The organism is Pseudomonas sp. D3-10 (assembly GCF_051132175.1).
Classification (GTDB): Bacteria; Pseudomonadota; Gammaproteobacteria; order Pseudomonadales; family Pseudomonadaceae; genus Aquipseudomonas.
Genome location: NZ_CP071668.1, coordinates 5,289,931 through 5,314,453 on the forward strand (window position 1 = coordinate 5,289,931; position 24,523 = coordinate 5,314,453).

General features: G+C 62.1%; 21 protein-coding genes. 17 read left to right on the forward strand and 4 right to left on the reverse strand.

Features of this window, described 5'->3' with window-relative positions:
* Positions 1-214: 214 nt before the first annotated feature.
* From J3P90_RS24005 to J3P90_RS24015, 3 genes are all read left to right on the forward strand, one after another.
* On the forward strand, positions 215-616 hold the full coding sequence (locus tag J3P90_RS24005) for a lysozyme inhibitor LprI family protein (protein ID WP_434561903.1): 402 nt from the start codon (positions 215-217) through the stop codon (positions 614-616).
* A gap of 109 nt (positions 617-725) precedes the next feature.
* On the forward strand, positions 726-1,502 hold the full coding sequence (locus tag J3P90_RS24010) for a DUF4239 domain-containing protein (protein WP_434609119.1): 777 nt from the start codon (positions 726-728) through the stop codon (positions 1,500-1,502).
* Positions 1,503-1,551: 49 nt separating this feature from the next.
* The gene (locus J3P90_RS24015) at positions 1,552-1,968 is read left to right on the forward strand and encodes a DUF3010 family protein (RefSeq protein WP_434675490.1); all 417 of its coding nucleotides are present in this window, start codon (positions 1,552-1,554) and stop codon (positions 1,966-1,968) included.
* Between the two features lie 130 nt (positions 1,969-2,098).
* Here J3P90_RS24015 and J3P90_RS24020 read toward each other — a convergent pair whose 3' ends face one another.
* Positions 2,099-3,058, reverse strand: coding sequence for a GlxA family transcriptional regulator (locus J3P90_RS24020; protein WP_434675491.1), 960 nt, complete (start codon positions 3,056-3,058; stop codon positions 2,099-2,101).
* 187 nt (positions 3,059-3,245) lie between these two features.
* Between J3P90_RS24020 and choX the strand changes: the two genes are divergently transcribed.
* The 6 genes from choX to J3P90_RS24050 all read left to right on the forward strand — a co-directional run bounded on the left by choX (position 3,246) and on the right by J3P90_RS24050 (position 8,713).
* Positions 3,246-4,190 carry a choline ABC transporter substrate-binding protein gene (choX, locus tag J3P90_RS24025; protein WP_420764953.1) on the forward strand — a complete coding sequence of 315 codons (945 nt, stop codon included), beginning with the start codon at positions 3,246-3,248 and terminating at the stop codon, positions 4,188-4,190.
* Positions 4,191-4,261: 71 nt separating this feature from the next.
* Positions 4,262-5,149 (forward strand): 3-keto-5-aminohexanoate cleavage protein, encoded by an 888-nt coding sequence (locus J3P90_RS24030; RefSeq protein WP_045157164.1) that lies wholly within the window; start codon positions 4,262-4,264, stop codon positions 5,147-5,149.
* Between the two features lie 143 nt (positions 5,150-5,292).
* The gene (locus J3P90_RS24035; protein ID WP_420764954.1) at positions 5,293-6,258 is read left to right on the forward strand and encodes an L-carnitine dehydrogenase; all 966 of its coding nucleotides are present in this window, start codon (positions 5,293-5,295) and stop codon (positions 6,256-6,258) included.
* A 160-nt stretch (positions 6,259-6,418) separates the two neighbouring features.
* Complete coding sequence (locus tag J3P90_RS24040) at positions 6,419-6,895, forward strand: thioesterase family protein (protein ID WP_434609112.1); 477 nt, start codon at positions 6,419-6,421, stop codon at positions 6,893-6,895.
* A gap of 20 nt (positions 6,896-6,915) precedes the next feature.
* Complete coding sequence (locus J3P90_RS24045) at positions 6,916-8,079, forward strand: gamma-butyrobetaine dioxygenase (RefSeq protein ID WP_434675492.1); 1,164 nt, start codon at positions 6,916-6,918, stop codon at positions 8,077-8,079.
* A 370-nt stretch (positions 8,080-8,449) separates the two neighbouring features.
* Entirely contained in the window at positions 8,450-8,713 is a 264-nt protein-coding gene (locus J3P90_RS24050; RefSeq protein WP_434561889.1) for a hypothetical protein, read from the forward strand.
* Positions 8,714-8,807: 94 nt separating this feature from the next.
* Here the strand turns inward: J3P90_RS24050 and J3P90_RS24055 are convergent, their stop codons facing one another.
* A complete protein-coding gene (locus J3P90_RS24055) occupies positions 8,808-9,911 on the reverse strand; it encodes a GlxA family transcriptional regulator (RefSeq protein WP_013694424.1) in 1,104 nt (367 codons plus the stop codon).
* A 477-nt stretch (positions 9,912-10,388) separates the two neighbouring features.
* On the reverse strand, positions 10,389-11,765 hold the full coding sequence (locus J3P90_RS24060; protein WP_434675493.1) for an L-serine ammonia-lyase: 1,377 nt from the start codon (positions 11,763-11,765) through the stop codon (positions 10,389-10,391).
* Positions 11,766-12,198: 433 nt separating this feature from the next.
* Here J3P90_RS24060 and J3P90_RS24065 point away from each other — a divergent pair, with 433 nt between their 5' ends.
* From J3P90_RS24065 to choV, 3 genes are all read left to right on the forward strand, one after another.
* A complete protein-coding gene (locus J3P90_RS24065; protein WP_434675494.1) occupies positions 12,199-13,146 on the forward strand; it encodes a choline ABC transporter substrate-binding protein in 948 nt (315 codons plus the stop codon).
* Between the two features lie 66 nt (positions 13,147-13,212).
* Positions 13,213-14,058: a choline ABC transporter permease subunit gene (gene choW / locus J3P90_RS24070; protein ID WP_420764960.1), complete on the forward strand. Its 846-nt coding sequence runs from the start codon at positions 13,213-13,215 to the stop codon at positions 14,056-14,058.
* Positions 14,055-15,233, forward strand: coding sequence for a choline ABC transporter ATP-binding protein (choV, locus tag J3P90_RS24075; RefSeq protein WP_420764961.1), 1,179 nt, complete (start codon positions 14,055-14,057; stop codon positions 15,231-15,233). The genes choW and choV overlap by 4 nt, the downstream gene beginning before the upstream one ends.
* Before the next feature lie 144 nt (positions 15,234-15,377).
* Here the strand turns inward: choV and J3P90_RS24080 are convergent, their stop codons facing one another.
* Positions 15,378-16,913: a BCCT family transporter gene (locus J3P90_RS24080; protein WP_434564071.1), complete on the reverse strand. Its 1,536-nt coding sequence runs from the start codon at positions 16,911-16,913 to the stop codon at positions 15,378-15,380.
* 365 nt (positions 16,914-17,278) lie between these two features.
* Here J3P90_RS24080 and betI point away from each other — a divergent pair, with 365 nt between their 5' ends.
* The 5 genes from betI (at position 17,279) to J3P90_RS24105 (ending at position 24,408) form a co-directional block, all read left to right on the forward strand.
* Positions 17,279-17,899, forward strand: a complete 621-nt coding sequence (gene betI / locus J3P90_RS24085; RefSeq protein ID WP_434561885.1) for a transcriptional regulator BetI — start codon at positions 17,279-17,281, stop codon at positions 17,897-17,899.
* A gap of 79 nt (positions 17,900-17,978) precedes the next feature.
* Positions 17,979-19,451 (forward strand): betaine-aldehyde dehydrogenase, encoded by a 1,473-nt coding sequence (gene betB, locus J3P90_RS24090; protein ID WP_434675495.1) that lies wholly within the window; start codon positions 17,979-17,981, stop codon positions 19,449-19,451.
* A 218-nt stretch (positions 19,452-19,669) separates the two neighbouring features.
* Positions 19,670-21,373, forward strand: a complete 1,704-nt coding sequence (gene betA, locus J3P90_RS24095; RefSeq protein ID WP_434675496.1) for a choline dehydrogenase — start codon at positions 19,670-19,672, stop codon at positions 21,371-21,373.
* Positions 21,374-21,628: 255 nt separating this feature from the next.
* On the forward strand, positions 21,629-23,071 hold the full coding sequence (locus J3P90_RS24100) for a TldD/PmbA family protein (RefSeq protein WP_434675497.1): 1,443 nt from the start codon (positions 21,629-21,631) through the stop codon (positions 23,069-23,071).
* Positions 23,071-24,408 carry a TldD/PmbA family protein gene (locus J3P90_RS24105; protein WP_434675498.1) on the forward strand — a complete coding sequence of 446 codons (1,338 nt, stop codon included), beginning with the start codon at positions 23,071-23,073 and terminating at the stop codon, positions 24,406-24,408. The genes J3P90_RS24100 and J3P90_RS24105 overlap by 1 nt, the downstream gene beginning before the upstream one ends.
* Positions 24,409-24,523: the final 115 nt, after the last annotated feature.

The following is a 24,523-nucleotide window of genomic DNA, read 5'->3' on the forward strand; positions in this document are numbered from 1 at the left end:
CGATTCATGCGCCGAATCGTGTGCCGGCGCTTTGGGGCCAGCATATGCCGGAGGGCCGTGGCGACCGGGTGCAAAAACGACAGGGGAATTGCCGAAAGCGTCAATCCACGACAATGGGCTGCGACGGGCCCCCTCTGTCCATCTGTTATTTACCCGGCGCTTGGGCCAGAATCCGCGGCACCACTGGCTTTCACTGGATTTGAGCGACAACCCGATGAAATCGATCTTCCTTGCCCTGGCACTGATCAGCACCGTCGCCCACGCGACCGAAGACACCGAGCCCAACCCCTGCGACGAAGTTGAAAACGACGTCCAGACCCTGGCCTGTTCCGCCTATGGCAAAGCCGCCGCCGAGCAGTTGCTCAGCGACAACCTGCAGAGCCTCAACGAACGCCTGCAAACCCGCTACGCCAGCGACAAGGCCCAGCTCAACGACATCACCGCCAAGATCAAGGCCGCTCAACAACTCTGGCAAAAACAGCGCGAAGCCGACTGCGCCATCGCCGCCTTCCCGGCCAAGCCCGGCAGCGACGCCTACAAAATCGCCGAAAACGACTGCATGGCCCAGGTGAGCGATGACCGGTCGGAGTTCTTGGAATCGATTGGGCAGGAGTGAACGAACAGCGGTTATAGGAAGAACTGCGCAACGCCGTCTACACTGGCTGCATACCCGTCCGAGCCGGGCTGTACAGACGAGTCACACACGACGATCAGAGGATTTTCGTATGCACTCTCTTACAGCCTTGCCCTTCTACGGGTTAGCCATCTTTATCGCCATCGTGCTGAGCATCGAGGCCGGTCGCCAAGTCGGCAACCGTCACCTGGCCCAGGACCCGGACGGCGCTCGCCAGGGCATCGGGGCCATCGAAGGCGCGGTGTTTGGCCTGCTGGCGCTGCTGATTGCCTTCACCTTTTCCGGGGCGGCCTCGCGCCTGGACCAGCGCCGCGCGTTGATCGTTGCCGAAACCAATGCCATGGGCACCGCCTGGTTGCGCCTGGATCTTCTGCCCGCCAGCGAACAACCGGACATCCGCCAGGCATTCCGAGAGTATGTCGATGCCCGTATCGAGTATTACCGCGACTTGCGCGAAGACGAAGTCGACGAAGCGGCCCATGACCGAGCCAATGATCTGCAGCAAACCATCTGGAAACGAACCGTCGCCGCCCTGCAACAGATGCCCACCCCAACCTTGGGAACGCCTGTGCTGCAGGCGCAAAACGAAATGATCGACATCACCACGACGCGCGCCGTGGCTCACGAAACCCACCCACCCCTGACCATTTACCTGATGCTCGTGACCATGACCCTGATCAGCGCCATGCTGATCGGCTACGGCATGGCCGGCACCCGGCAGCGCAACTGGCTGCACAGCCTGGGCTATGCGGCGGTGATGGTCTGCGTGTTGTATGTGATCCTGGATTTCGAGTACCCGCGCTTTGGGGTGATCCGGGTCGACTATTTCGACAAGATCATGCTGGACCTGCGGGCGAGCATGAATTGAGCAAGGCGGATAGACTGGCGTTCCAGACCTCCGGAATCCAAGGCCAAGCATGATCATCTGCGGCATCGAAATCAAAGGCAGCGAAGCGATCATCGCCGTTGCCTCGCTGGACCAGCAGGCGTTGAGCCACGTCGCGCTGAACACCAAGAAAATCGCCCTGGACGATGACGACGAAGCCGCCAACGTCAAAGCCTTCGCCGCGCAAGTGCGGGCTTTCGTGGCGGACAATGGCATCGACCGCATCGCCATCAAGAAGCGCAGCAAGAAAGGTGAGTTCGCGGGCGGCCCGACCACCTTCAAGATCGAAGGCATTTTCCAATTGCTCGAAGGCTGCGAAGTGACACTGCTGTCGCCACAGACCATCAACGCACAGAGCAAAAAACATGACTTCGCCCTGCCGACGACGCTGAACAAGTATCAGCATGAGGCATACAAGGCGGCGTGCTCGGCGTTGATGAAGAAGTAGCCCCTTCCAAACACAGAAACCGTGGCGAGGGAGCTGGCTCCCGCTCGGCTGCGCAGCAGTCGTGAACCGGTTTACAGAGGTTACCTGTTGCACCGCGGTGTCTGGTTTTGGGGGCGGCTGCGCCAGCCTGTCAAACCACCTCCCGCTCATCCCCCTGCCGCCGCCGATCCTCCCTAGGGCAACGTGCAAACCGTGCCCTGTAGCTGCGGGTGAAATACGACGGCGATTCGAATCCACAGGCAATGCTGACTTCCAGCACACTCATGTCGGTCTGGCGCAGCAGTTGCCGGGCCTTTTCCAAGCGCAGGCGCAGGTAGAAATTACTCGGTGTGTCGTTCAGGTGCAGGCGGAACAGGCGTTCAAGCTGGCGGCGCGTGACGTTGATCGATTCGGCCAGCGCCAGGGTGCTCAGTGGCGGTTCGCTGTTGGCCTCCATTTCTCCAATCACATGCACCAGCTTCTTGTTGCGAATGCCGTAGCGGGTGGAGATTTCCATGCGCTGGTGATCTTTGCGTGGACGAATGCGACCGAGCACGAACTGCTCGCTGACCTGGATTGCGAGTTCCGGGCCGTGGGCCTGCGCGATCAGGTCGAGCATGAGGTCAATCGAGGCAGTGCCGCCGGCGCAAGTGATGCGGCGGCGGTCGATTTCGAAGAGCTCCTGGGTCACGGCGAGCTGGGAATAGGACTCCTTGAACGCCTCGATCGCCTCCCAGTGCAGGGTGACGCGATGGCCATCCAGCAATCCCGCCTCCGCGAGCACCACGCTGCCGGTGTCGATTCCGCCGAGGATGACACCGTCGTTATCCAGCCGGTGCAACCACCTCTCAAGCACCGGGCTGACGAACTTCAACGGCTCGAAGCCCGCCACGATCCAGAGCGTCGCGCCCTTCTTCAGCGGCTCCAGCGCAGCATCGGCGTTGACCGACATGCCATTGCTCGCCAGCACCGCTCCGCCATCGGCACTCAGGACATGCCAGCGGTAAAGCTCGCCACGAAACCGATTGGCGACCCGTAACGGCTCGATGGCCGAAATGAAACCGATGGCCGAGAAACCCGGCATCAATAAGAAATAGAAATCCTGGGACATGAAACGCTCTCGGTTGGCGGGCAGCGTGCGGACCTTGATACGCCAGTTGCAACAACCGTTCAAGAGTCGCTGTAGTGCAAGAGCACGTCGCCGCTGTGCGTTTTGCCCCGCCCGGGCCTGCGTAACGTGGCATCACCGGCGCACAGACACCGGGCCCCATAACAATAAGCTGCCGAGGAACCCGACAATGAAACGACTGATCAGCTGCTGCGTTATTGCACTCAGCACCACTTCTTTACTGAACCAGGCCGCCCTCGCAGCCGAACCCGCCGCCTGCCAGAATGTGCGCCTGGGCGTGGTCAACTGGACGGACGTCATTGCCACCAGCGCCCTGACCCAAGTGATGCTCGACGGCCTCGGCTACAAGACCAAGCAGACCAGCGCCTCCCAGCAGATCATTTTCGCCGGCATCCGCGATCAGCGCCTGGACATGTTCCTGGGCTACTGGAACCCGCTGATGACCCAGACCATCACCCCCTTCGTCGAAGCCAAGCAGGTCAAGGTGCTTGAGCAGCCCAGCCTGAAGGACGCCCGCGCCACCCTGGCCGTGCCGACTTACCTGGCCGACAAGGGTCTGAAGACGTTCGCTGACATCGCCAAATTCGAGAAGGAGCTGGGCGGCAAGATCTACGGCATCGAGCCCGGCTCCGGCGCCAACACCCAGATCAAGGCGATGATTGCCAAGAATCAGTTCGGCCTGGGCAAATTTCAACTGGTCGAGTCCAGCGAGGCCGGCATGCTCGCCGCCGTGGACCGCGCCGTGCGACGCAAGGAAGCCGTGGTGTTCTTCGGCTGGGCGCCGCACCCGATGAACGTCAACGTGCAAATGACCTACCTCACCGGCAGCGAAGACGCCCTCGGTCCGAACGAAGGCATGGCCACCGTGTGGACCGTCACCGCGCCGAACTACGCCGAGCAATGCCCGAACGTCAGCCGTCTGCTGAGCAACCTGACCTTCACCGCCGAAGACGAGAGCCGGATGATGCAGCCGCTGCTCGATCACAAGGATCCGCTCGAATCGGCCCGGCAATGGCTCAAGGATCATCCACAGGACAAACAGCGCTGGCTCGAAGGCGTGACCACCTTCGATGGCAAGCCCGCCGCCGACAACCTGAAACTCACTAGCAACTGACTGAACGTTCTCCCTCTGCGCGGTCCTCAAGGGCTGCGCGGTGACTCACCACGCCTGAAGGAATCCGCACCATGAACCACGACGTCATCATCACCTGCGCACTCACCGGTGCTGGCGACACGACCGCCAAGAGCCCTCACGTGCCGGTCACCCCGAAACAGATCGCCGCCGCTGCCGTCGAGGCCGCGAAAGCCGGGGCCACGGTGGTCCATTGCCACGTCCGCGATCCGCAGACCGGCAAGTTCAGCCGCGATGTGGCGCTGTATCGCGAAGTGATGGAGCGCATCCGTGAGGCGGACGTCGATATCATCGTCAACCTCACCGCTGGCATGGGCGGCGACCTGGAGATCGGTGCCGGCGAACGACCGATGGAATTCGGCCCCAACACCGACCTGGTGGGCCCGCTGACCCGCCTGGCCCACGTTGAAGAGCTGCTGCCGGAAATCTGCACCCTGGATTGCGGCACCCTGAACTTCGGCGACGGCGACACCATTTACGTCTCCACTCCGGCGCAACTGCGGGCCGGCGCCAAGCGCATCACCGAGCTCGGCGTGAAGGCAGAGCTGGAGATCTTCGACACCGGCCACCTGTGGTTCGCCAAGCAACTGATCAAGGAAGGCCTGCTGGACAATCCGCTGTTCCAACTCTGCCTGGGCATTCCATGGGGCGCGCCGGCCGACACCACCACAATGAAAGCCATGGTCGACAACCTGCCCGCCGACGCGGTGTGGGCCGGCTTCGGCATCGGCCGCATGCAAATGCCAATGGCGGCCCAAGCCGTGCTGCTGGGTGGCAACGTACGGGTCGGGCTGGAAGACAACCTCTGGCTGGACAAAGGCGTGCTCGCCACCAATGGCCAACTGGTGGAGCGCGCCGGCGAAATCCTCAGCCGCCTCGGCGCACGGGTGCTTACGCCTGCCGAAGGTCGCAAGAAAATGGGCCTGGTCCAGCGCGGCTAAACCCGAGTCCACATCTTCCCCTTGTGGGAGCGAGCCTGCTCGCGATAGCGGTGCAAGAGCCTACACATTCGTCGACTGACACTCCGTCATCGCGAGCAGGCTCGCTCCCACATTTGGATCACCGCACTATTCAGGAAACCACCATGAGCTTTATCACCGACATCAAGACCTTCGCCGCCCTGGGCAGTGGCGTCATCGGCAGCGGCTGGGTCAGCCGCGCCCTGGCCCATGGCCTCGACGTGGTCGCCTGGGACCCGGCGCCCGGCGCCGAAGCCGCGTTGCGCAAGCGCGTCGCCAATGCTTGGGGCGCCCTGGAGAAACAAGGCCTGGCCCCTGGCGCTTCGCAGGATCGGCTGCGTTTTGTCGCGACCATCGAGGAATGCGTGCGCGACGCCGACTTCATCCAGGAAAGTGCCCCCGAGCGCCTGGAGCTCAAATTGCAGCTGCACAGCCAGATCAGCGCCGCCGCCAAGCCGAACGCATTGATCGGGTCGAGCACCTCCGGGCTGCTGCCGAGCGAATTCTATGAAAGCTCGACCCATCCGGAACGGTGCGTGGTCGGTCACCCGTTCAATCCGGTCTACCTGCTGCCCCTGGTGGAAGTGGTCGGCGGCAAAAACACCGCACCCGAGGCCGTGCAAGCGGCGATTCAAGTCTACGAATCCCTCGGCATGCGGCCGCTGCACGTGCGCAAGGAAGTGCCCGGTTTCATTGCCGACCGCTTGCTTGAAGCGCTCTGGCGCGAGGCGTTGCACCTGGTCAATGACGGCGTGGCAACCACCGGCGAAATCGACGATGCCATCCGTTTTGGCGCCGGCCTGCGCTGGTCATTCATGGGCACATTCCTGACCTACACCCTGGCCGGCGGCGACGCTGGGATGCGTCACTTCATGGCTCAGTTCGGCCCGGCGTTGCAACTGCCCTGGACCTACCTGCCGGCACCGGAACTGACCGAGAAACTGATCGACGATGTGGTGGACGGGACGAGCGAACAGTTGGGGCAGCACAGCATTTCAGCTTTGGAACGCTATCGTGATGATTGCCTGTTGGCGGTGCTGGAGGCGGTGAAGGCCACCAAGCAAAAGCACGGAATGATTTTTAGCGAATAACACCATTCCTATGGCGAGGGAGCTTGCTCCCGCTCGGCCGCGCAGCGGTCGCAAAACCAGCGAATGCCATTTGGCTGATACACCGCGTACAACCGGTTTGGGGCTGCTTCACAGCCCAGCGGGAGCAAGCTCCCTCGCCACGATTGCATTGGAGTCCAACATGCCCACCCTCACTACCTACCAAACCCGCATCCTCCCAGAATGGGTCGACTACAACGGCCACCTGCGCGACGCCTTCTACTTGCTGATCTTCAGCTACGCCACCGATGCGTTGATGGACCGGCTCGGCCTTGACAGCCAGAGCCGCGAAGCCAGCGGCCATTCGCTGTTCACCCTCGAGCTGCACCTGAACTACCTGCACGAAGTGAAGCTCGGCGCCGATGTCGAGGTGCATACGCACATCATCGGCAACGATGCCAAACGCCTGCACCTCTACCACAGCCTGCACTTGGCGGGCGGCGACAAAGAGCTGGCCGGCAATGAGCAGATGCTACTGCACGTCGATCTGGCGGGGCCACGTTCGGCGCCGTTTAGCGAACAGACCCTGGGCCAACTCAAAGCCCTGCTCGACAGCCAGTCCGACCTGCCGGCGCCATCCTGCATCGGGCGTGTCATCGCCCTGCCACCCGCCCGATAAGCCTCCTATAGGAGACCGACATGCACACCGCCGCCGCAATTGCCGACTTCCGCAGCTACCCTCTGGTCCACGCCTTGACTGCCGCAATCCCCTTGGCCGACCGGGTTCATGTCACGTGGGCCGATGGTCGGATCAGTCCTTTTCATCACCAGTGGCTGCGGGACAACTGCCCTTGCCAGGAATGCGTCTACAGCGTGACCCGTGAGCAGGTCCTGGAGATTGTCGATGTGCCCGAAGATCTGGCGCCGGATGAAATCCGCGTTGATGGTGAAGGCCGCCTGCGCGTGGCCTGGCGGGACGGCCACCAAAGCCATTTCGACCCGGGCTGGCTGCGCGCTCACGCCTATGACGAAGTCTCCAGGGCCGAACGACTCGACGGCAGGCCGCAACGCCAGCTATGGCAGTGCGACTTGCAGCTGCCAGTGTTCGAATACCAGGCGCTGATGGAGGATGCCGACGCGCTGCTGCAATGGCTGCTGGCGGTACGCGACATCGGCCTGACCCAAGTGCGGGGCGTGCCCACCGAGCCCGGCTCGCTGAAACAAATTGCCCAACGCATTTCCTTCGTTCGCGAGAGCAATTTCGGCGTGCTCTTCAACGTGCAATCCAAGGCCGACGCCGACAGCAACGCCTACACCGCTTTTAACCTGCCGTTGCACAGCGACTTGCCGACGCGGGAATTGCAGCCGGGGTTGCAGTTCCTGCATTGCCTGGTGAACGAGGCCGTGGGTGGCGAGAGCATCTTCGTCGACGGTTTCGCCATTGCCCAGGCGCTGCGCCAGGAAGATCCCGATGCCTTCGAGGCGCTGTGCCAGATCCCGGTGGAATTTCGCAACAAGGACCGCCACAGCGACTACCGCTGCCTGGCGCCGATCATTGCGTTGGACGCCCTTGGGCAAGTCTCGGAGATCCGCATGGCGAACTTTCTGCGCGGCCCCTTTGACACCTCGGTGGAGCAGATGCCCAGGCTCTACCGCGCCTACCGCCGCTTCATCGCGCTGACCCGCGAGCCACGCTTTCGCCTGATGCAACGACTCGAACCCGGGCAGCTCTGGTGCTTCGACAACCGCCGCACGCTCCACGCGCGCAACGCCTTCGACCCTGCTACCGGGGCGCGGCATTTCCAGGGGTGTTATGTGGATCGGGATGAATTGCTGTCGCGCATTCTGGTGTTGCAACGTTAGACCGCGTCATCGTTCATCGCGAGCAAGCTCGCTGCCACAGGTGAAAGCATTTCCCTGTGGGAGCGAGCTTGCTCGCGATAGCGGCCTGCCAGACAACCGATTATTTGCGGATTCACACAGGCAAAAAAATCCCCGATCAAGCCGTGACAGGATCGGGGCAGGAGCGTTACTGGAGGAGCTGTGGCGCGAGGGTGACCAAACCATCGTGATGCAGCTTGGGGCCAGTGTGCCCAGTCCCGGACCCAGCGAGTTAGCCGAAAACGACGCGTTCATAGTCAATCATGACAGAACGACGATTTGCCCTTGCCGCCGATTCGGGTGGCTACCAGAATCCAGGCACGACCCCAATCCCTGAACAAGGAAAAGCGTCATGATGTACGCCGATTTGATCGACCAGGAAGACCTGCTGGGCCATCTGAAGGCCCTGGGGTTGCAGATACCCAGTGGCGCGACTGCCGAGCAGGCGTGCGAGTGCGCCGTACGAGGCCTGGACAGGGCTCGCGCCAATGAGCTGCGCAGGCTGGTCAAGGAAATGTACACCAGCAGCGCGACCATCCTGCCGGCGGTGCGCCAGGCAATCGATCAGCAACTGTTACCGGCGTTGGCGCAGTACCAGCAGAACCATAACGCCTGATGAAACCCATCGCGAGCAAGCTCGCTCCCACAGGATTTGTGAACGACACAAAACCTGTGGGAGCGAGCCTGCTCGCGATGAACGCGCTGAAGTCTTAGAGCCTCACACTCGCAAACGTCGACTCATTGCGCGCCTGGCTCAGCGCCGACAGCGGGCCGGACAGCGGCGACAGCACCAACGCCTGCGGCAGCGGCATCATCGCCACTTGTTGCGTGGTGTTGGAGCCGACGCGCTCGTCCCGTGGCGGAATGCCGAAGTATTCGCGGTAGCACTTGGAGAAATGCGGCGTGGAGACGAAGCCGCACACCGAGGCCACTTCGATGATCGACATCGGCGTCTGCTTGAGCAGTTGCCGCGCACGAATCAGTCGCAGCTTGAGGTAATAGCGCGACGGCGAACAATGCAGGTATTTCTGGAACAGGCGCTCCAGCTGACGGCGGGACACAGCGACGTACACCGCCAACTCGTCCAGGTCGATCGGCTCCTCGAGATTGGCCTCCATCAGCGCGACGATTTCCTGCAACTTCGGCTGGTTGGTGCCAAGCATGTGCTTGAGCGGCACACGTTGGTGATCCTGCTCGTTGCGGATACGCTCGTAGACAAACATTTCCGAAATCGCCGCCGACAACTCGCGACCGTGATCACGGCTGATCAAGTGCAGCATCATGTCCAGCGGCGCGGTGCCGCCGGAGCTTGTGAAGCGGTTGCGGTCAAGCGTGAACAGGCGCGTGCTCATCGAAACCCGTGGGAAAGCTTCCTGCATCGCGGCCAGGCATTCCCAGTGCACGCTGCAATCGAAACCGTCCAGCAGGCCGGCGCACGCCAGGGCCCAACTGCCGGTGCAGACTGCGCCAAGACGACGGGATTGACGGGCCTGGCCTTGCAGCCATGAGACATGTTCGCGGGTTACGGTGCGCTGGATGCCGATGCCGCCGCACACGATGACGGTGTCCAGGGCCGGGGCTTTGTGCATGGAGGCGTCCGGGGTGATCTGCAAACCGTCACTGGCCCAGACCTGGCCGCCATCGACGGTCAGGGTGGTCCAGCGGTACAGCTCGCGCCCCGACAGCTGGTTGGCCATGCGTAGCGGTTCCACCGCGGACGCCAGGGAAATCAGCGTGAAATTGTCCAGCAGCAGAAAGCCGATGGATTGAGGCGCACGGTTCTGGGGTTGGGCCCCGGAGTTGGACGTCGTCATCGCGGTATCTCCTCACACAAAGCGGGTGATGGCCTCAGGCGGAGGCTCTTGTTATTGCCCTCATTCTCTTGCGTGAGAGGGGCTTTATCGGGACAGAGCAATTGCCATGCCTAAATTTGAATGCGCGTTCAATAACTCCTGAAAACGACATGCCGGCGTGTCTATATAAGGGCCCCGTCGAGGCCGGGTTCCAAGTGCCATCATGGGCTGCGGGCGAACGCCAGGGCGGGCTGTGAGCAGATCGGTAGCACTTGTGGTCACTGGCCCGCGCCGTTTGCGCGATGGTTGTCACCGCAAGCGCGGGGACGGACGGTAGGGCGGCGTACAAAGGCGTGACCGCCAAGTCACGCCTTATCTGTTTGCGACGCGCCAAAACGTGGCGTGTTTTTCCTACGGTGTGCGTTTTACGAGCGATTTTTCAACACCCGTGGCGAGGGAGCCTGCTCCCTCGCCACGGGATTATCTTGCAGTGCTGAATCAGCATTCCACCGCGCTTACCGCCAGCCCGCCCCGTGAAGTCTCTTTATATTTGTCGTGCATGTCGGCGCCGGTATCGCGCATGGTGCGGATCACACGGTCCAGGGAGATGAAATGCTGACCATCACCCCGAAGGGCCATCTGCGCGGCATTGATTGCTTTCACCGCGGCGATGGCGTTGCGCTCGATACACGGCACCTGGACCAGGCCGCCCACCGGATCGCAGGTCAGGCCGAGGTTGTGCTCCAGGCCGATTTCCGCCGCGTTGCACAGTTGCTCCGGCGTGGCTCCGAGGATTTCCGCCAGGCCTGCCGCCGCCATGGCGCAGGCCGAGCCGACTTCACCCTGGCAGCCGACTTCGGCGCCCGAGATCGAGGCGTTCTTCTTGCACAGGATGCCCACCGCCGCCGCGCCGAGGAAATAATCCACGACGTTGGCGTCAGTAACGGCCTCGCTGAATTTCATGAAGTAATGCAGCACCGCCGGAATGATCCCCGCCGCGCCGTTGGTCGGCGCCGTGACCATGCGCCCGCCAGCGGCGTTTTCTTCGTTGACCGCCAGGGCGAACAGGTTGACCCACTCCATGGCGCTCAGGGTCGAGCCGATCACGTTCGGTTTGTTCAATTCTTGCAGGCTGCGGTGCAACTTGGCCGCGCGCCGACGGACATTCAAGCCACCAGGCAGGATGCCTTCGTGCTTGAGGCCCTGCTCGACGCAGTCCTGCATCGCTCGCCAGAGTCTCATCAGGCCGCTGCGAATCTCTTCTTCCGAACGCCAGACCTTCTCGTTGGCCATCATCAGCTCAGCCACTCGCAGGTTATGCGTGCGACACAGCCCGAGCAGTTCCTCGGCGCTGGAGAAATCGTAAGGCAACTCGGTGGTGTCCAGGTCCATCACGCCGCTGGACGCCTGGGCCTGGTCGACCACAAAGCCGCCACCGACCGAATAATAGGTGTCGCGGTGCAGTTCGCCGTTTTCACCCTCCGCCACCAGCGTCATCGCGTTGGGGTGGAACGGCAGGTTTTCGTCGAGCAGGCGCATATCGCGGGACCAGACGAAAGGCACCGGCAGGCGGCCATCGAGCAGCAGGGTCTGGGTCTCGCGCAGCAGCTCGATGCGCGTACCGATTTGCGACGGATCGATCGAGTCGGGCCATTCGCCCATCAAGCCCATGATCGTGGCGGTATCGCTGCCGTGACCGATGCCGGTGGCCGACAGCGAACCAAACAATTGCACCTCGACCCGCCGCACGTCATTTAAAAGCGACTTGGCCCGCAACGCTTCGACAAACAGCGCCGCTGCGCGCATGGGCCCCACGGTGTGGGAACTGGACGGGCCGATACCAATCTTGAACAGGTCGAACACGCTGATGGCCATTGCCTTGACTCTCCAGAACGGACACATCCGGGCGCGGGAGCGTCCGGTGGCGCAGCTGCTACGCTCAACGCCGGGATGGCCGCATCATCCGGCTTTTGAATGGGCTTTCGACGTCTGACACCGACGCAATCATGCCCACCAACGCCGCGTCTTTGTCGCCCAGGTTTTACGACGTTTTTTACGTATCAGAAGCCAGCCGAGGGCCGAAAAAATCTGTAAACGACGTCACCAACACTGGATGCGACCCTCCCTGTACTGGATACGACGCGCCCTGTAGGCGTCGGATTTGCACTGGTACATGATCGGTTACGGCTCGTTTGCAAGGCCGCGTGCCACGAAGAGTGCCCACGCGCCGCCAACCGCAACTTAAAAAAAGCAAAAAAGCGCGGTTGTCCCGACCGGACACTGCCGATAAAACACCAGGAGTCCACCCATGAAAGGTTCCACGCCGTTGTTGTTGGCCGCCATGCTGAGTCTTCCGATGCTGGCCAACGCTGCAGAACCCGCCCAATGCAGTACCGTCAACTTCTCCGATGTCGGCTGGACCGACATCACCGTGACCACCGCCACCACCAGCGTCGTGCTCGACGCCCTCGGCTACAAGACCAAGACCACGATGATCTCCGTGCCGGTGACCTACAAGTCCCTGGCCGATGGCAAGAACATGGACGTGTTCCTCGGCAACTGGATGCCGACCATGGAAAACGACATCAAGGCCTATCGTGAAGCGGGCACCGTGGAAACCGTGCGCGCCAACCTGGAAAACGCCAAGTACACCCTGGCGGTCCCCGAAGAGCTGTACAACAAAGGCCTCAAGGATTTTGCCGACATCGCCAAGTTCAAGAAGGAACTGGACGGCAAGATCTACGGCATCGAACCGGGCAACGACGGCAACCGCTTGATCCAGAGCATGATCGACAAGAACGCCTTCGGCCTCAAGGACGCCGGCTTCAAGGTCGTCGAGTCAAGCGAAGCCGGCATGCTTTCCCAGGTCGATCGGGCCCAGCGTCGCAGCACCGCCGTGGTGTTCCTGGGCTGGGAACCGCATCCGATGAACACCCGCTTCAAGATGAAATACCTCACCGGTGGCGATGAATACTTCGGCCCGAACTTCGGCCAGGCGACCATCTACACCAACACCCGCAAGGGCTATGCCCAGGAATGCAGCAACGTTGGCCAGTTGCTGAAAAACCTGGTCTTTACCCTGGACATGGAAAGCACGCTGATGGGCAACGTGCTGGACGACAAGATGAAGCCTGAAGCCGCCGCCAAGGCCTGGTTGAAGAAAAACCAACAAGTACTCGATACCTGGCTCGCCGGCGTCACCACCGTTGACGGTAAACCTGGCCTGGAGGCCGTGAAAGCCAAGCTCGCGCAGTAAAAAGCTTATGCCGGGCGAGTTCGCTCGTCCGGGCTGTTTATTCCTTGCATGCGGACGTTCACTACCATGCTTATTGATCAGAAAATACCCTTGGGCCAGTACATCGCGGGCTTTGTCGAATGGTTGACGCAAAACGGCGCCGACACCTTCGATGCAATCGCAATGTTTCTGGAAACGATGATTCACGGCGTGACGTTTGCGCTGACCTGGTTCAATCCCCTGGTGCTTATCGGCCTCATCGCGCTACTGGCGCACTTCATCCAGCGCAAATGGGGCCTGACCGTTTTCGTTATCGCGTCCTTCTTGTTGATCCTCAACCTGGGTTACTGGCAAGAGACCATGGAAACCCTCGCCCAGGTGCTGTTCGCGACCCTGGTCTGCGTGCTTATCGGTGTGCCGCTGGGCATTGTTGCCGCGCACAAGCCGATGTTCTACACCATGATGCGTCCGGTGCTCGATCTGATGCAGACCGTACCGACCTTCGTCTACCTCATTCCTACCCTGACCCTGTTCGGTCTGGGTGTGGTCCCGGGCCTGATCTCCACGGTGGTATTCGCGATCGCCGCGCCCATCCGCCTGACCTACCTGGGCATCCGCGACGTTCCGGACGAACTGATGGACGCCGGTAAAGCCTTCGGCTGCTCCCGGCGCCAGCTCCTGTCGCGCATCGAACTGCCTCACGCCATGCCGAGCATCGCCGCCGGAATCACCCAATGCATCATGTTGTCGCTGTCGATGGTGGTCATCGCGGCACTGGTCGGTGCCGACGGCCTGGGCAAACCCGTGGTCAACGCATTGAACACCGCTGATATCGCCCTGGGCTTCGAAGCCGGCCTGGCGATCGTATTGCTGGCGATCATGCTCGACCGAATCTGCAAACAACCCGACGCCAAAGTAGGGGGTGACGCATGAGCATAATCCGCTTCGAAGAAGTCGACGTGATCTTCTCCAAAGATCCACGCGAAGCCCTCAAATTGCTCGACAAGGGCATGACGCGCAACGAAATCCTGAAGAAGACCGGGCAGATCGTCGGCGTGGAAAAAGCCAGCCTCGACATCGAAAAAGGCGAGATCTGCGTGCTGATGGGCCTTTCCGGCTCCGGCAAATCCAGCTTGCTGCGTTGCATCAACGGTTTGAACACCGTGAGTCGCGGCAAATTGTTCGTCGAGCACGAAGGCCGGCAGATCGATATCGCCTCCTGCACTCCCGCCGAACTGAAGATGATGCGCACCAAGCGCATCGCCATGGTGTTCCAGAAGTTCGCCCTGATGCCTTGGCTGACGGTGCGCGAAAACATCAGCTTCGGCCTGGAAATGCAGGGCCGGCCGGAGAAGGAACGCAAGAAGCTGGTGGATGAAAAACTCGAGCTGGTGGGCCTGACCCAGTGGCGCAACAAGAAGCCCGACGAGCTGTCTGGCGGCATGCAGCAACGGGTCGGCCTGGCCCGCGCCCTGGCGATGGACGCCGACATCCTGTTGATGGACGAACCGTTCTCGGCCCTCGACCCGCTGATCCGCCAAGGCCTGCAGGACGAACTGCTGGAACTGCAACGCAAGCTGAGCAAGACCATCGTGTTCGTCAGCCACGACCTGGACGAAGCCCTGAAGCTGGGCAGCCGTATCGCGATCATGAAAGACGGCCGCATCATCCAGTACAGCAAGCCGGAACAGATCGTGTTGAACCCGGCGGACGACTATGTGCGCACGTTCGTCGCCCATACCAATCCGCTCAATGTGCTCTGCGGCCGCAGCCTGATGCGCACCCTGGACAACTGCAAGCGCATCAACGGCTCGGTGTGCCTGGATCCGGGCGGCGATTCCTGGCTTGACCTGGCCGAAGGCAACACCATCAAGGGCGCCCGGCAGAACGGCGCCGCCCTAGACCTGCAGAACTGGGCGCCAGGGCAGTCCGTCGAAGGCTTGGGGCGTTTCCCGACCTTGGTCGACTCCAGCATCGGCATGCGCGACGCGTTGCAGATCCGCTACCAGACCGGCAACAAACTGGTGCTTCACGATAATCAGCAAGTCGTCGGCATCCTCGGCGACAGCGAGCTGTATCACGCCCTGCTCGGCAAAAACCTGGGCTAAAGCCAATGCACACAAAAACGCCGCGAGATGATCGCGGCGTTTTTGTTTGTGTGTGTGTGTGTGTGCAGGAACCAGAATTGGAATACTTTTGTGGCGAGGGGATTTATCCCCTCGCCACAACAGTGTTCACAACTATCGAACGGGTCAGCTAAAGACCCGACCCAGCGCCGCCAACTCCGCCCGTTCCTGCTCAACCCGCACATCCTCGCGCATGGCCTTGTGCAGCCCGAACATGAAGCACACCAGCACCACCGAGAACGGCAGGCCAGCCAACACCACCATGGTTTGCATCGCCTCGAAGTTGCCCGCGAACAACAGGCCGATGGTCACCAGCGTGATCACCACCGACCAGAAGATCCGCAGCCAATGCGGCGCGTCTTCGTCAACGTTGCCGCCCTGGCACGAAAGGTTCGCCATCATCACCGCGCCGGAGTCAGCCGGGGTCAGGAACAGGACGAAACCAACGAAGATCGACACGCCGATCACGACCTTCGACGCCGGATAGTATTCGAGCAGCTGATAGATCGACATCGACGGCTGCGTCAACGCCGTCTTGCCCAGCTCGACCGCGCCGTGGTTCATCACCAGGTCCAGGGCCGAGTTACCGAAGATCGACAACCAGGCCAGGGTGAAGCCCAGGGGAATCAGCAACACGCCCGCCACCAACTCACGCACGGTGCGGCCACGGGAAATGCGCGCGATGAACATGCCGACAAAAGGCGCCCAGGAGATCCACCAGGCCCAGTAGAACAGGGTCCACAAGCCCATCCAACGGCCCGATTTCGCGGTGTCGTCGGCATAGACGTACAGGTCGAATGTCTTGAGCACCACGCCGTTGAGGTAGTCGCCGATGTTCTGCACGAAACCGTTGAGCAGGTGCAGGGTCGGACCGAACAGCAACACGAAAATCAGCAAGCCGCTGAACAACACGATGTTCAGGTTGGACAACCGGCGGATGCCGTTTTCCACGCCGGACACGGCGGCGATGGTCGCCACGGTGCTCATCACGATGATCACGATCAGCAAATTGGTGTTGCTGTGCTCGATGCCAAACAGGTTTTCCAAACCGGACGCGACTTGCAGCGAACCGATCCCCAGGTTGGTCACCAGCCCCAGCAACGTCACGAACATGCCGAAACCGTCCACCGCATGGCCGGCCGCGCCCTTGACCCAGCGCTCGCCCACCAATGGATACAGGGCCGAGCGCAGCGCCAGCGGCTGGTTGTGCCGATAGGCGAAATACGCCACGGCCAAGCCCACCAGGGCATAGATCGCCCAACCATGCAGGCCCCAGTGCAAGAACGTCAATTGCACGGCCTGGCGCGCGGCCATCTGGCTGCCGGCCACGCCTTCAGGGGGGTTGAAGAAATGGTCCAGCGGCTCGGATGCGCCGAAGTACAGCAATGAAATGCCGATGCCCGACGAAAACAGCATCCCGGCCCAGGCGCCGTAGCTGAAGTCCGGCGTATCGTCCTTGCCGCCCAGCTTGAGCTTGCCATAGGAGGAAAATGCCAGGCCGACCACAAACACCAGATAGGCAGCGATGACCACCATGTAGTACCAGCCGAAGCTGCGGGACAACCACGCCTGGGCAATGCCGAGCAGACGGCCGGCCTCCTGCGGGGCGATGATCAGAATGGCGGTCAGCAACAGAATCAGCGCGGTGGAGGTGTAGAACACCCAACCGTTGACCGTCACCTTCTGCGGCGGGGTCTTTATTAGCAAGGCAGAACTCATTGCACGGATGCTCCAGGCAGTGCGAGAGAAGGACAAGGCAACGCGATACCCGGCCAATCGGTGGGTTGGCAGCCGACCGGCGGGTGTTATAAAGACACCCGGAAAGCCCTTGCCCCGCGATTGCGCGGGTCTCTGGGCTCTTGATGTCTCGTTTCTGCGCCATTTACCCCGTAGGAAAACCGGTAAATCGCGACGAATTGTCGCAGAGCTTATTCTTTGTTGATTGAACGTTCAATCAAAACAAAATAGACTGGCCCTCATGACGGCGGACCTTACTCATCCGCCCGATGGCCTAAGGAGATTTGCAGATGCCCAAGGTCGGTATGCAACCCATCCGCCGCCAGCAATTGATCGAAGCCACTTTGCAGGCTGTCGATCAGGTCGGGATGGGGGACGCCAGCATTGCGCTGATCGCCCGTTTGGCCGGTGTTTCAAACGGCATCATCAGTCACTACTTTCAGGACAAGAATGGCCTGATCGCGGCTACGGCCCAGTACCTGATGACCGTCCTGAGCGAGAACGTCACCGCGCGTCGTCAAGCGCTGACGGACCCGAGCCCGCGAGCTCACCTGAAGGTGATCATCGAGGGCAACTTCGACGCCAGCCAGGTCAACGGCCCGGCAATGAAAACCTGGCTGGCCTTCTGGGCCACCAGCATGCATCACCCGTCATTGCACAGGTTGCAGCGGATCAACGATCACCGTCTGTATTCCAACCTGTGTTGCCAGTTCCGCCGCGTGTTGCCTGTCGACCAGGCACGCAGCGCGGCCCGGGGCCTGGCCGCTCTGATTGACGGTTTGTGGCTGCGCGGAGCGCTGTCGGGAGACGCGTTCGACACCGCCCAGGCACATCGGATCGCGTACGAATACATGGATTTCCAACTGGCCAAGGCAGGAGCGCCAGAGCACACAGAACCGCTCGACTCCTGAACCCCCACCGCAGCGCGTAGTCAGCTGTAAACGACACGCTCGGTGGTCAGCCAACCACTTATGCACTTGCGAGGACTTTATGGCCCGTTTCGAACTGCAAAAACTCTACATCGATGGCGCGTACAGCGATGCCAGCGGCGACGCCACTTTCGAAGCCATCAACCCGGCGAACGGTGAAGTACTCGCCCTGGTGCAGCGCGCAACGAAAGAAGACGTCGAGCGTGCCGTGGTCAGCGCCGAAAAAGGCCAGAAAGTCTGGGCGGCGATGACCGCCATGCAGCGCTCGCGCATCCTGCGTCGCGCCGTGGACATCCTGCGCGAACGCAACGATGAGCTCGCGGCCCTGGAAACCCTGGACACCGGCAAGGCCTATTCCGAAACCCGCTACGTCGACATCGTCACTGGCGCCGACGTGCTGGAATATTACGCAGGCCTGGTGCCCGCTATCGAAGGCGAACAGGTTCCGCTGCGCACCACGTCGTTCGTCTACACCCGCCGCGAGCCCCTGGGCGTCGTCGCCGGTATCGGCGCATGGAACTACCCGATCCAGATCGCCCTGTGGAAATCCGCCCCGGCCCTGGCCGCTGGCAACGCGATGATCTTCAAGCCCAGCGAAGTCACCTCGCTGACCACCCTGAAACTGGCCGAGATCTACACCGAGGCCGGCGTTCCAGCAGGCGTGTTCAACGTGCTGACCGGCAGCGGCCGTGAGGTCGGCACCTGGCTGACCGAGCACCCGCGCATCGAGAAAATCTCCTTCACCGGCGGCACCGACACCGGCAAGAAGGTCATGGCCAGTGCCTCGAGCTCTTCGCTCAAGGACGTGACCATGGAGCTGGGCGGCAAGTCGCCGCTGATCATCTTCGACGACGCCGACCTGGACCGCGCCGCCGACACCGCGATGATGGCCAACTTCTACAGCTCCGGCCAAGTCTGCACCAACGGCACCCGGGTGTTCGTGCCGAGCCACCTGAAGGCTGCCTTCGAAGCCAAGATCGCCGAGCGCGTGGCGCGCATCCGCATCGGCAACCCGGAAGACGAGAACACCAACTTCGGCCCGCTGGTGAGCTTCGCCCACATGGAAAACGTGCTGGGCTACATCGATAAAGGCAAGGCCGAAGGCGCGCGCCTGCTGTGCGGCGGCGGTCGCCTGACGGAAGGCGAACTGGCCAAGGGCGCGTTTGTGGCCCCGACCGTGTTCACCGATTGCACCGATGACATGACCATCGTGCGTGAAGAAATCTTCGGCCCGGTGATGAGCATCCTCACCTTTGATACCGAAGAAGAAGTGATCCGCCGCGCCAACGATACCGACTTCGGCCTGGCCGCCGGTGTCGTGACCCGCGACCTGAACCGCGCGCACCGCGTGATCCACCAGCTCGAAGCAGGCATCTGCTGGATCAACGCCTGGGGCGAATCGGCGGCGGAAATGCCGGTCGGTGGCTACAAGCAATCGGGCGTGGGCCGGGAGAATGGGATCAGCTCGCTGACCAACTACACGCGCATCAAGTCGGTGCAGGTCGAAATGGGCGATTACACGTCGGTGTTCTGATCTGAGACCGAGCCTGAGGCCGGGGCCCTTGTGGCGAGGGAGCTTGCTCCCGCTGGGCCGCGAAGCGGCCCCGACCCAGCTCCCAGGTTCATCCAGACAGAACACGGTCGCCCTGTTTGCGACTGCTGCGCAGCCGAGCGGGAGCAAGCTCCCTCGCCACAGAGAATGTGGCACTCGATGACCGCGACCTGAACCAACTCCAAAAGAGGGTACATTTCATGTCCCAAGAATTCGATTACATCATCATCGGTGCCGGCTCGGCCGGTAACACCCTGGCTACCCGCCTGACCGAAGACGAAGGCGTTACCGTCTTGCTGCTCGAAGCCGGCGGCCCGGACTATCGCCTCGACTTCCGTACCCAGATGCCCGCCGCCCTGGCATTTCCTCTCCAGGGTCGCCGCTACAACTGGGCCTACGAGACCGATCCGGAGCCGCACATGAACGGCCGTCGCATGGAATGCGGTCGCGGCAAGGGCCTGGGTGGTTCTTCGCTGATCAACGGCATGTGCTACATCCGCGGTAACGCGCTGGACTACGACAACTGGGCCAAGCTGCCCGGCCTGGAAGACTGGACCTACCTCGATTGCCTACCGTATTTCCGTAAAGCCGAAACCCGAGACATCGGCCCGAACGACTACCATGGCGGCGACGGCCCGGTCAGTGTGACCACGCCCAAGCCTGGCAACAATCCGCTGTTCCACGCCATGGTCGAAGCCGGCGTTCAGGCCGGTTACCCGCGTACCGAGGACCTCAACGGCTTCCAGCAGGAAGGTTTCGGCCCGATGGACCGTACCGTCACGCCCAATGGCCGTCGCGCCAGTACCGCGCGCGGTTACCTGGACGTCGCCAAGAAGCGCTCGACGCTGACCATCGTCAGCCACGCGCTGGCCGACAAGATCCTCTTCGAAGGCAAACGCGCGGTCGGCGTGCGTTACCTGGTGGGCGCCGCAGAAGAACGCGTCGAGGCCCGGGCGCGCAAGGAAGTGCTGCTGTGCTCCGGCGCCATCGCCTCGCCGCAGATCCTGCAACGCTCCGGCGTCGGCCCTGCCAAGCTGCTGGAAAACCTCGACATCCCGGTGGTCCACGACCTGCCTGGCGTCGGTGAAAACCTGCAGGACCACCTTGAGCTGTACCTGCAATACGCCTGCACTCAACCGGTCTCGCTGTACCCATCGCTGCTCTGGTACAACCAGCCGGCGATCGGTGCCGAGTGGCTGTTCAACGGCACTGGTATCGGCGCCAGCAACCAGTTCGAGGCCGGCGGCTTCATTCGTACGCGCCCCGAGTTCGATTGGCCGAACATCCAGTACCACTTCCTGCCGGTGGCGATTAACTACAACGGCAGCAACGGCGTGAAAGAGCACGGTTTCCAGGCGCACATGGGCTCCATGCGTTCGCCAAGCCGTGGCCGGATCCAGGCCAAGTCCAAGGACCCGCGCCAGCACCCGAGCATCCTGTTCAACTACATGGCCACCGAGCAGGACTGGCAGGAATTTCGCGACGGCATCCGCCTGACCCGCGAGATCATGCAGCAGCCGGCGCTCGATCCGTTCCGTGGTCGCGAAATCAGCCCGGGCATCGAGGTGCAGACGGACGAGCAATTGGACCAGTTCATCCGTGAGCACGCCGAAACCGCGTTCCACCCATCCTGCTCGTGCAAGATGGGCACCGATGATATGGCCGTGGTGGATGGCGAAGGCCGCGTGCACGGCATGGAAGGGTTGCGCGTGGTCGACGCCTCGATCATGCCGATCATCACCACCGGCAACCTGAACGCGCCGACGATCATGATCGCCGAGAAAATCGCCGACAAGATCCGTGGCCGCAAGCCTTTGCCGCGCAGCACCGCACCTTACTACGTCGCCGGCGACGCGCCGGTGCGCGGCAAGCCGTTGCGTGAAGTGGCGACGGCCGCGCAGTAAGACTCCAGATCGCGGCGCGGCCTTCGTCGGATCGCCGCCCGGAGCAAGCTCGCTCCCACAGGGGATTGGCGGTGAACACAGATTTTGTGACCACCAAAGATCCACTGTGGGAGCGAGCTTGCTCGCGATGACGTCCGACCTGACACCGCAAATCCCCATCTGCCTTGATCCCTCCCCCGCCCCAGGCCTACTCTAGAGCCGCCCGCGCCAATGCGCCGCACCTCGCTGCATCGCCACTCCAGACAAGGAGGTTCCATGTTCGACTTCCAACCCCAGCTCAAGCAGCGTTTCGCTGCCTTGCGCACGGGCGCTGAGTTCTTTTCCCTGCGTTACGTACGCGAGTCCGGCCAACACTTGTCGGTGCGCAAGAACGTCGCCGAACCTCCGAGCCTGAGCCACGACGAAGGCGCCATGCTCACCGTGCGGGTCAATGGCGTCGAAACCTATGCGGCCACTAACGACCTTTCCCTGGCCGGCCTGCAAGCGGCGCTGGAGCGGGCCGAGCAATACGCTCGCCAGCTCAAGCCCCACGCCCTGCTGGACCTGCGCGACCAACCGGTGTCCAGCGACCGCGCCGACTACTTCTCGCCGCATTTCGACCAGGCCTTCCCGCCCCTGAGCGATTGCTACCAATTGCTCGGCGACGAATCGGCCGCGGTGCCCGCCGACGAGCGCCTGGTGAACTGGCAGGCCAGCATCGGCCTGACCCAGGTCGAGCAGATCTACCTCAACAGCGCCGGCGCTGAACTGCGCCAGGCCCAACGCTTCATCTACCCGGCCCTGGACGTCACCGCCTTCGACGGCAACGACAGCCAGACCCGCACCCTGGGCCGGGAAAATTTCGGCCAGCAAGGCGGTTTCGATGTGATCAGCCGTTGCGGCCTGATCGGCGCCGGTCCAAGGATCGCCGACCAGGCCCTGCAATTGCTCATGGCGCCCAACACCCCCCAAGGTCCCCGCGACCTGCTGCTGATGCCCGACCAGATGATGTTGCAGATCCACGAGTCCATCGGCCATCCGCTGGAACTGGACCGCATCCTCGGCGACGAGCGCAATTACGCCGGCACCAGCTTCGTCAAGACCGAGGATTTCGGCCACCTGCAGTACGGCTCCAGCCTGTTGAACGTGACCTTCGATCCGGACATTCCCGAGGAGTTGGCCAGTTACAGCCATGACGACGACGGCACGGCCGCCAGCAAGCAGTTCCTGATTCGCGAAGGCCTGTTGCTGCGCCCATTGGGCGGCGCGCTGTCGCAGTTCCGCGCCGGCCTCGACGGTGTTGCCAACAGCCGCGCCTGCGGTTGGAATCGTCCGCCCATCGACCGCATGGCAAACCTAAACATCGAGCCCGGCGACCAATCCCTGGAGCAGTTGATCCAAGGCATCGAGCATGGCGTGCTGATGCGCACCAACCGCTCCTGGTCCATTGACGACGCCCGCAACAAATTCCAGTTCGGCTGCGAATGGGGCCAGTTGATCGAGAACGGTGAGCTCAAGGGCGTAGTGAAGAACCCCAACTACCGGGGCATCTCCGCGCAGTTCTGGAAGAGCCTGCGGGCCGTGGGCGACGCCAGCACTTCCCAAGTGCTTGGCACACCGAATTGCGGCAAGGGCGAACCGAACCAGGTCATCCGCGTTGGCCATGCGTCGCCGGCCTGTGTGTTCAGCAACGTGGACGTGTTTGGGGGGGATGCCTGATGAGCACCGTCGATAATCAAGCTGGGGCGTTCAAAGCACTGGTCGATTGGTTGCGCGACGCGTTGCGCGAACCTGAGCAATTTACCCTCGGCTACGCCGCCGAGTCGTCGGCCTTCGTGCGCTTCAACCACGGCAAGGTCCGTCAGGCCGGCCAGGTGCAACAGGCCAACGTCAGTTTCAAGTTGATCAATGACGGCCGTCATGCCGATCTGCAGATCACCTTGTCCGGCGACACCGAGACCGACCTGCGACGCTTGGCCGACGGGTTGCAACAGTTGCGCGAGACGTTGCCGCTGCTGCCAGCCGATCCCTACCTGCTGCTCAACCACAACCATTGGCAGAGCAGCAACGTGCAGGACCATCCCCTGCCGGACACCGAGCAAGCCGTCGCTGAAATCAGCCGTGCCGCCGAGGGCCTGGACTTGGTCGGCTTTTACGCCGCAGGCCCCATCAGCCGTGGCTTCGCCAGTTCCTCGGGAGCGTTCGGCTGGCATCAGGCCAACAGTTTCAACTTCGACTTCAGCTTGTTCCATGAAAACGGCCAGGCCGTGAAGGCCAGCTACGCGGGACACGCCTGGAGCAGCGAAGGATTCGCCCAACGTTTCGAGCAGGCACGCCAGCAGCTGCAATTCCTCGGCCTGCCCCTACGTACGCTGCCGCCGGGCGAATACCGCGCCTACCTGGCGCCGGCCGCGCTGGAAGAAATCATGGGCATGCTCAGTTGGGGCGGATTCTCGGCCCGGGCGATCGCCAGCAAGCAAAGCCCGTTGCAGAAATTCTACGCCGGCGAAGCCCACTTCAGTCCCAACGTGTGGTTGACGGAGCAGGTCAGCGGCTCATTGAGCCCGGCATTTTCCGACGAAGGTTATCCCCGCGATGACCTGGGGCTGATCGCCAAGGGCATGGCCAACGCGCAACTGGTCAACTCCCGCAGCGCCGCCGAATACGGCCTCGCCGCCAACGGCGCCAGCAGCTATGAATACCCCACGGCGCTGGACATGCAGGGCGGGCAATTGGAACAGAAGTACATCCTCGAGCAACTCGGCATCGGGCTGTACATCAGCAATCTCTGGTACCTGAACTACTCCGACCAACCGGCGGCGCGTCTGACCGGCATGACCCGCTTCGCCACGTTCTGGGTCGAGAACGGTCAGATCCAGGCGCCGGTGAGCACGATGCGCTTCGACGACAGCGTCTACAGTTTGCTCGGCTCGCAACTCGAAGCGCTGACCCGGGAGCGGGAACTTCTGCTTTCGGCCAGCACCTACAGCCAGCGGGCCACGGCCTCGATGTTGCTGCCGGGGGCGTTGGTCAAGAAGCTCACGTTGACGCTATAACACGCAGTGCCCCGTGGCGAGGGAGCTTGCTCCCGCTCGGCTGCGAAGCAGTCGTAATCCAGGCGACGCTATCTGTCAGGCACACCGTGTTCACCAGTTTGGGGGTGCTCCGCAC

Coding starts and splice junctions, on each gene's coding strand:
- J3P90_RS24005 (WP_434561903.1), top strand. CDS start 215: ATGAAATCGATCTTCCTTGCCCTGGCACTGATCAGCACCGTCGCCCAC.
- J3P90_RS24010 (WP_434609119.1), top strand. CDS start 726: ATGCACTCTCTTACAGCCTTGCCCTTCTACGGGTTAGCCATCTTTATC.
- J3P90_RS24015 (WP_434675490.1), top strand. CDS start 1,552: ATGATCATCTGCGGCATCGAAATCAAAGGCAGCGAAGCGATCATCGCC.
- J3P90_RS24020 (WP_434675491.1), bottom strand. CDS start 3,058: ATGTCCCAGGATTTCTATTTCTTATTGATGCCGGGTTTCTCGGCCATC.
- choX (WP_420764953.1), top strand. CDS start 3,246: ATGAAACGACTGATCAGCTGCTGCGTTATTGCACTCAGCACCACTTCT.
- J3P90_RS24030 (WP_045157164.1), top strand. CDS start 4,262: ATGAACCACGACGTCATCATCACCTGCGCACTCACCGGTGCTGGCGAC.
- J3P90_RS24035 (WP_420764954.1), top strand. CDS start 5,293: ATGAGCTTTATCACCGACATCAAGACCTTCGCCGCCCTGGGCAGTGGC.
- J3P90_RS24040 (WP_434609112.1), top strand. CDS start 6,419: ATGCCCACCCTCACTACCTACCAAACCCGCATCCTCCCAGAATGGGTC.
- J3P90_RS24045 (WP_434675492.1), top strand. CDS start 6,916: ATGCACACCGCCGCCGCAATTGCCGACTTCCGCAGCTACCCTCTGGTC.
- J3P90_RS24050 (WP_434561889.1), top strand. CDS start 8,450: ATGATGTACGCCGATTTGATCGACCAGGAAGACCTGCTGGGCCATCTG.
- J3P90_RS24055 (WP_013694424.1), bottom strand. CDS start 9,911: ATGACGACGTCCAACTCCGGGGCCCAACCCCAGAACCGTGCGCCTCAA.
- J3P90_RS24060 (WP_434675493.1), bottom strand. CDS start 11,765: ATGGCCATCAGCGTGTTCGACCTGTTCAAGATTGGTATCGGCCCGTCC.
- J3P90_RS24065 (WP_434675494.1), top strand. CDS start 12,199: ATGAAAGGTTCCACGCCGTTGTTGTTGGCCGCCATGCTGAGTCTTCCG.
- choW (WP_420764960.1), top strand. CDS start 13,213: ATGCTTATTGATCAGAAAATACCCTTGGGCCAGTACATCGCGGGCTTT.
- choV (WP_420764961.1), top strand. CDS start 14,055: ATGAGCATAATCCGCTTCGAAGAAGTCGACGTGATCTTCTCCAAAGAT.
- betI (WP_434561885.1), top strand. CDS start 17,279: ATGCCCAAGGTCGGTATGCAACCCATCCGCCGCCAGCAATTGATCGAA.
- betB (WP_434675495.1), top strand. CDS start 17,979: ATGGCCCGTTTCGAACTGCAAAAACTCTACATCGATGGCGCGTACAGC.
- betA (WP_434675496.1), top strand. CDS start 19,670: ATGTCCCAAGAATTCGATTACATCATCATCGGTGCCGGCTCGGCCGGT.
- J3P90_RS24100 (WP_434675497.1), top strand. CDS start 21,629: ATGTTCGACTTCCAACCCCAGCTCAAGCAGCGTTTCGCTGCCTTGCGC.
- J3P90_RS24105 (WP_434675498.1), top strand. CDS start 23,071: ATGAGCACCGTCGATAATCAAGCTGGGGCGTTCAAAGCACTGGTCGAT.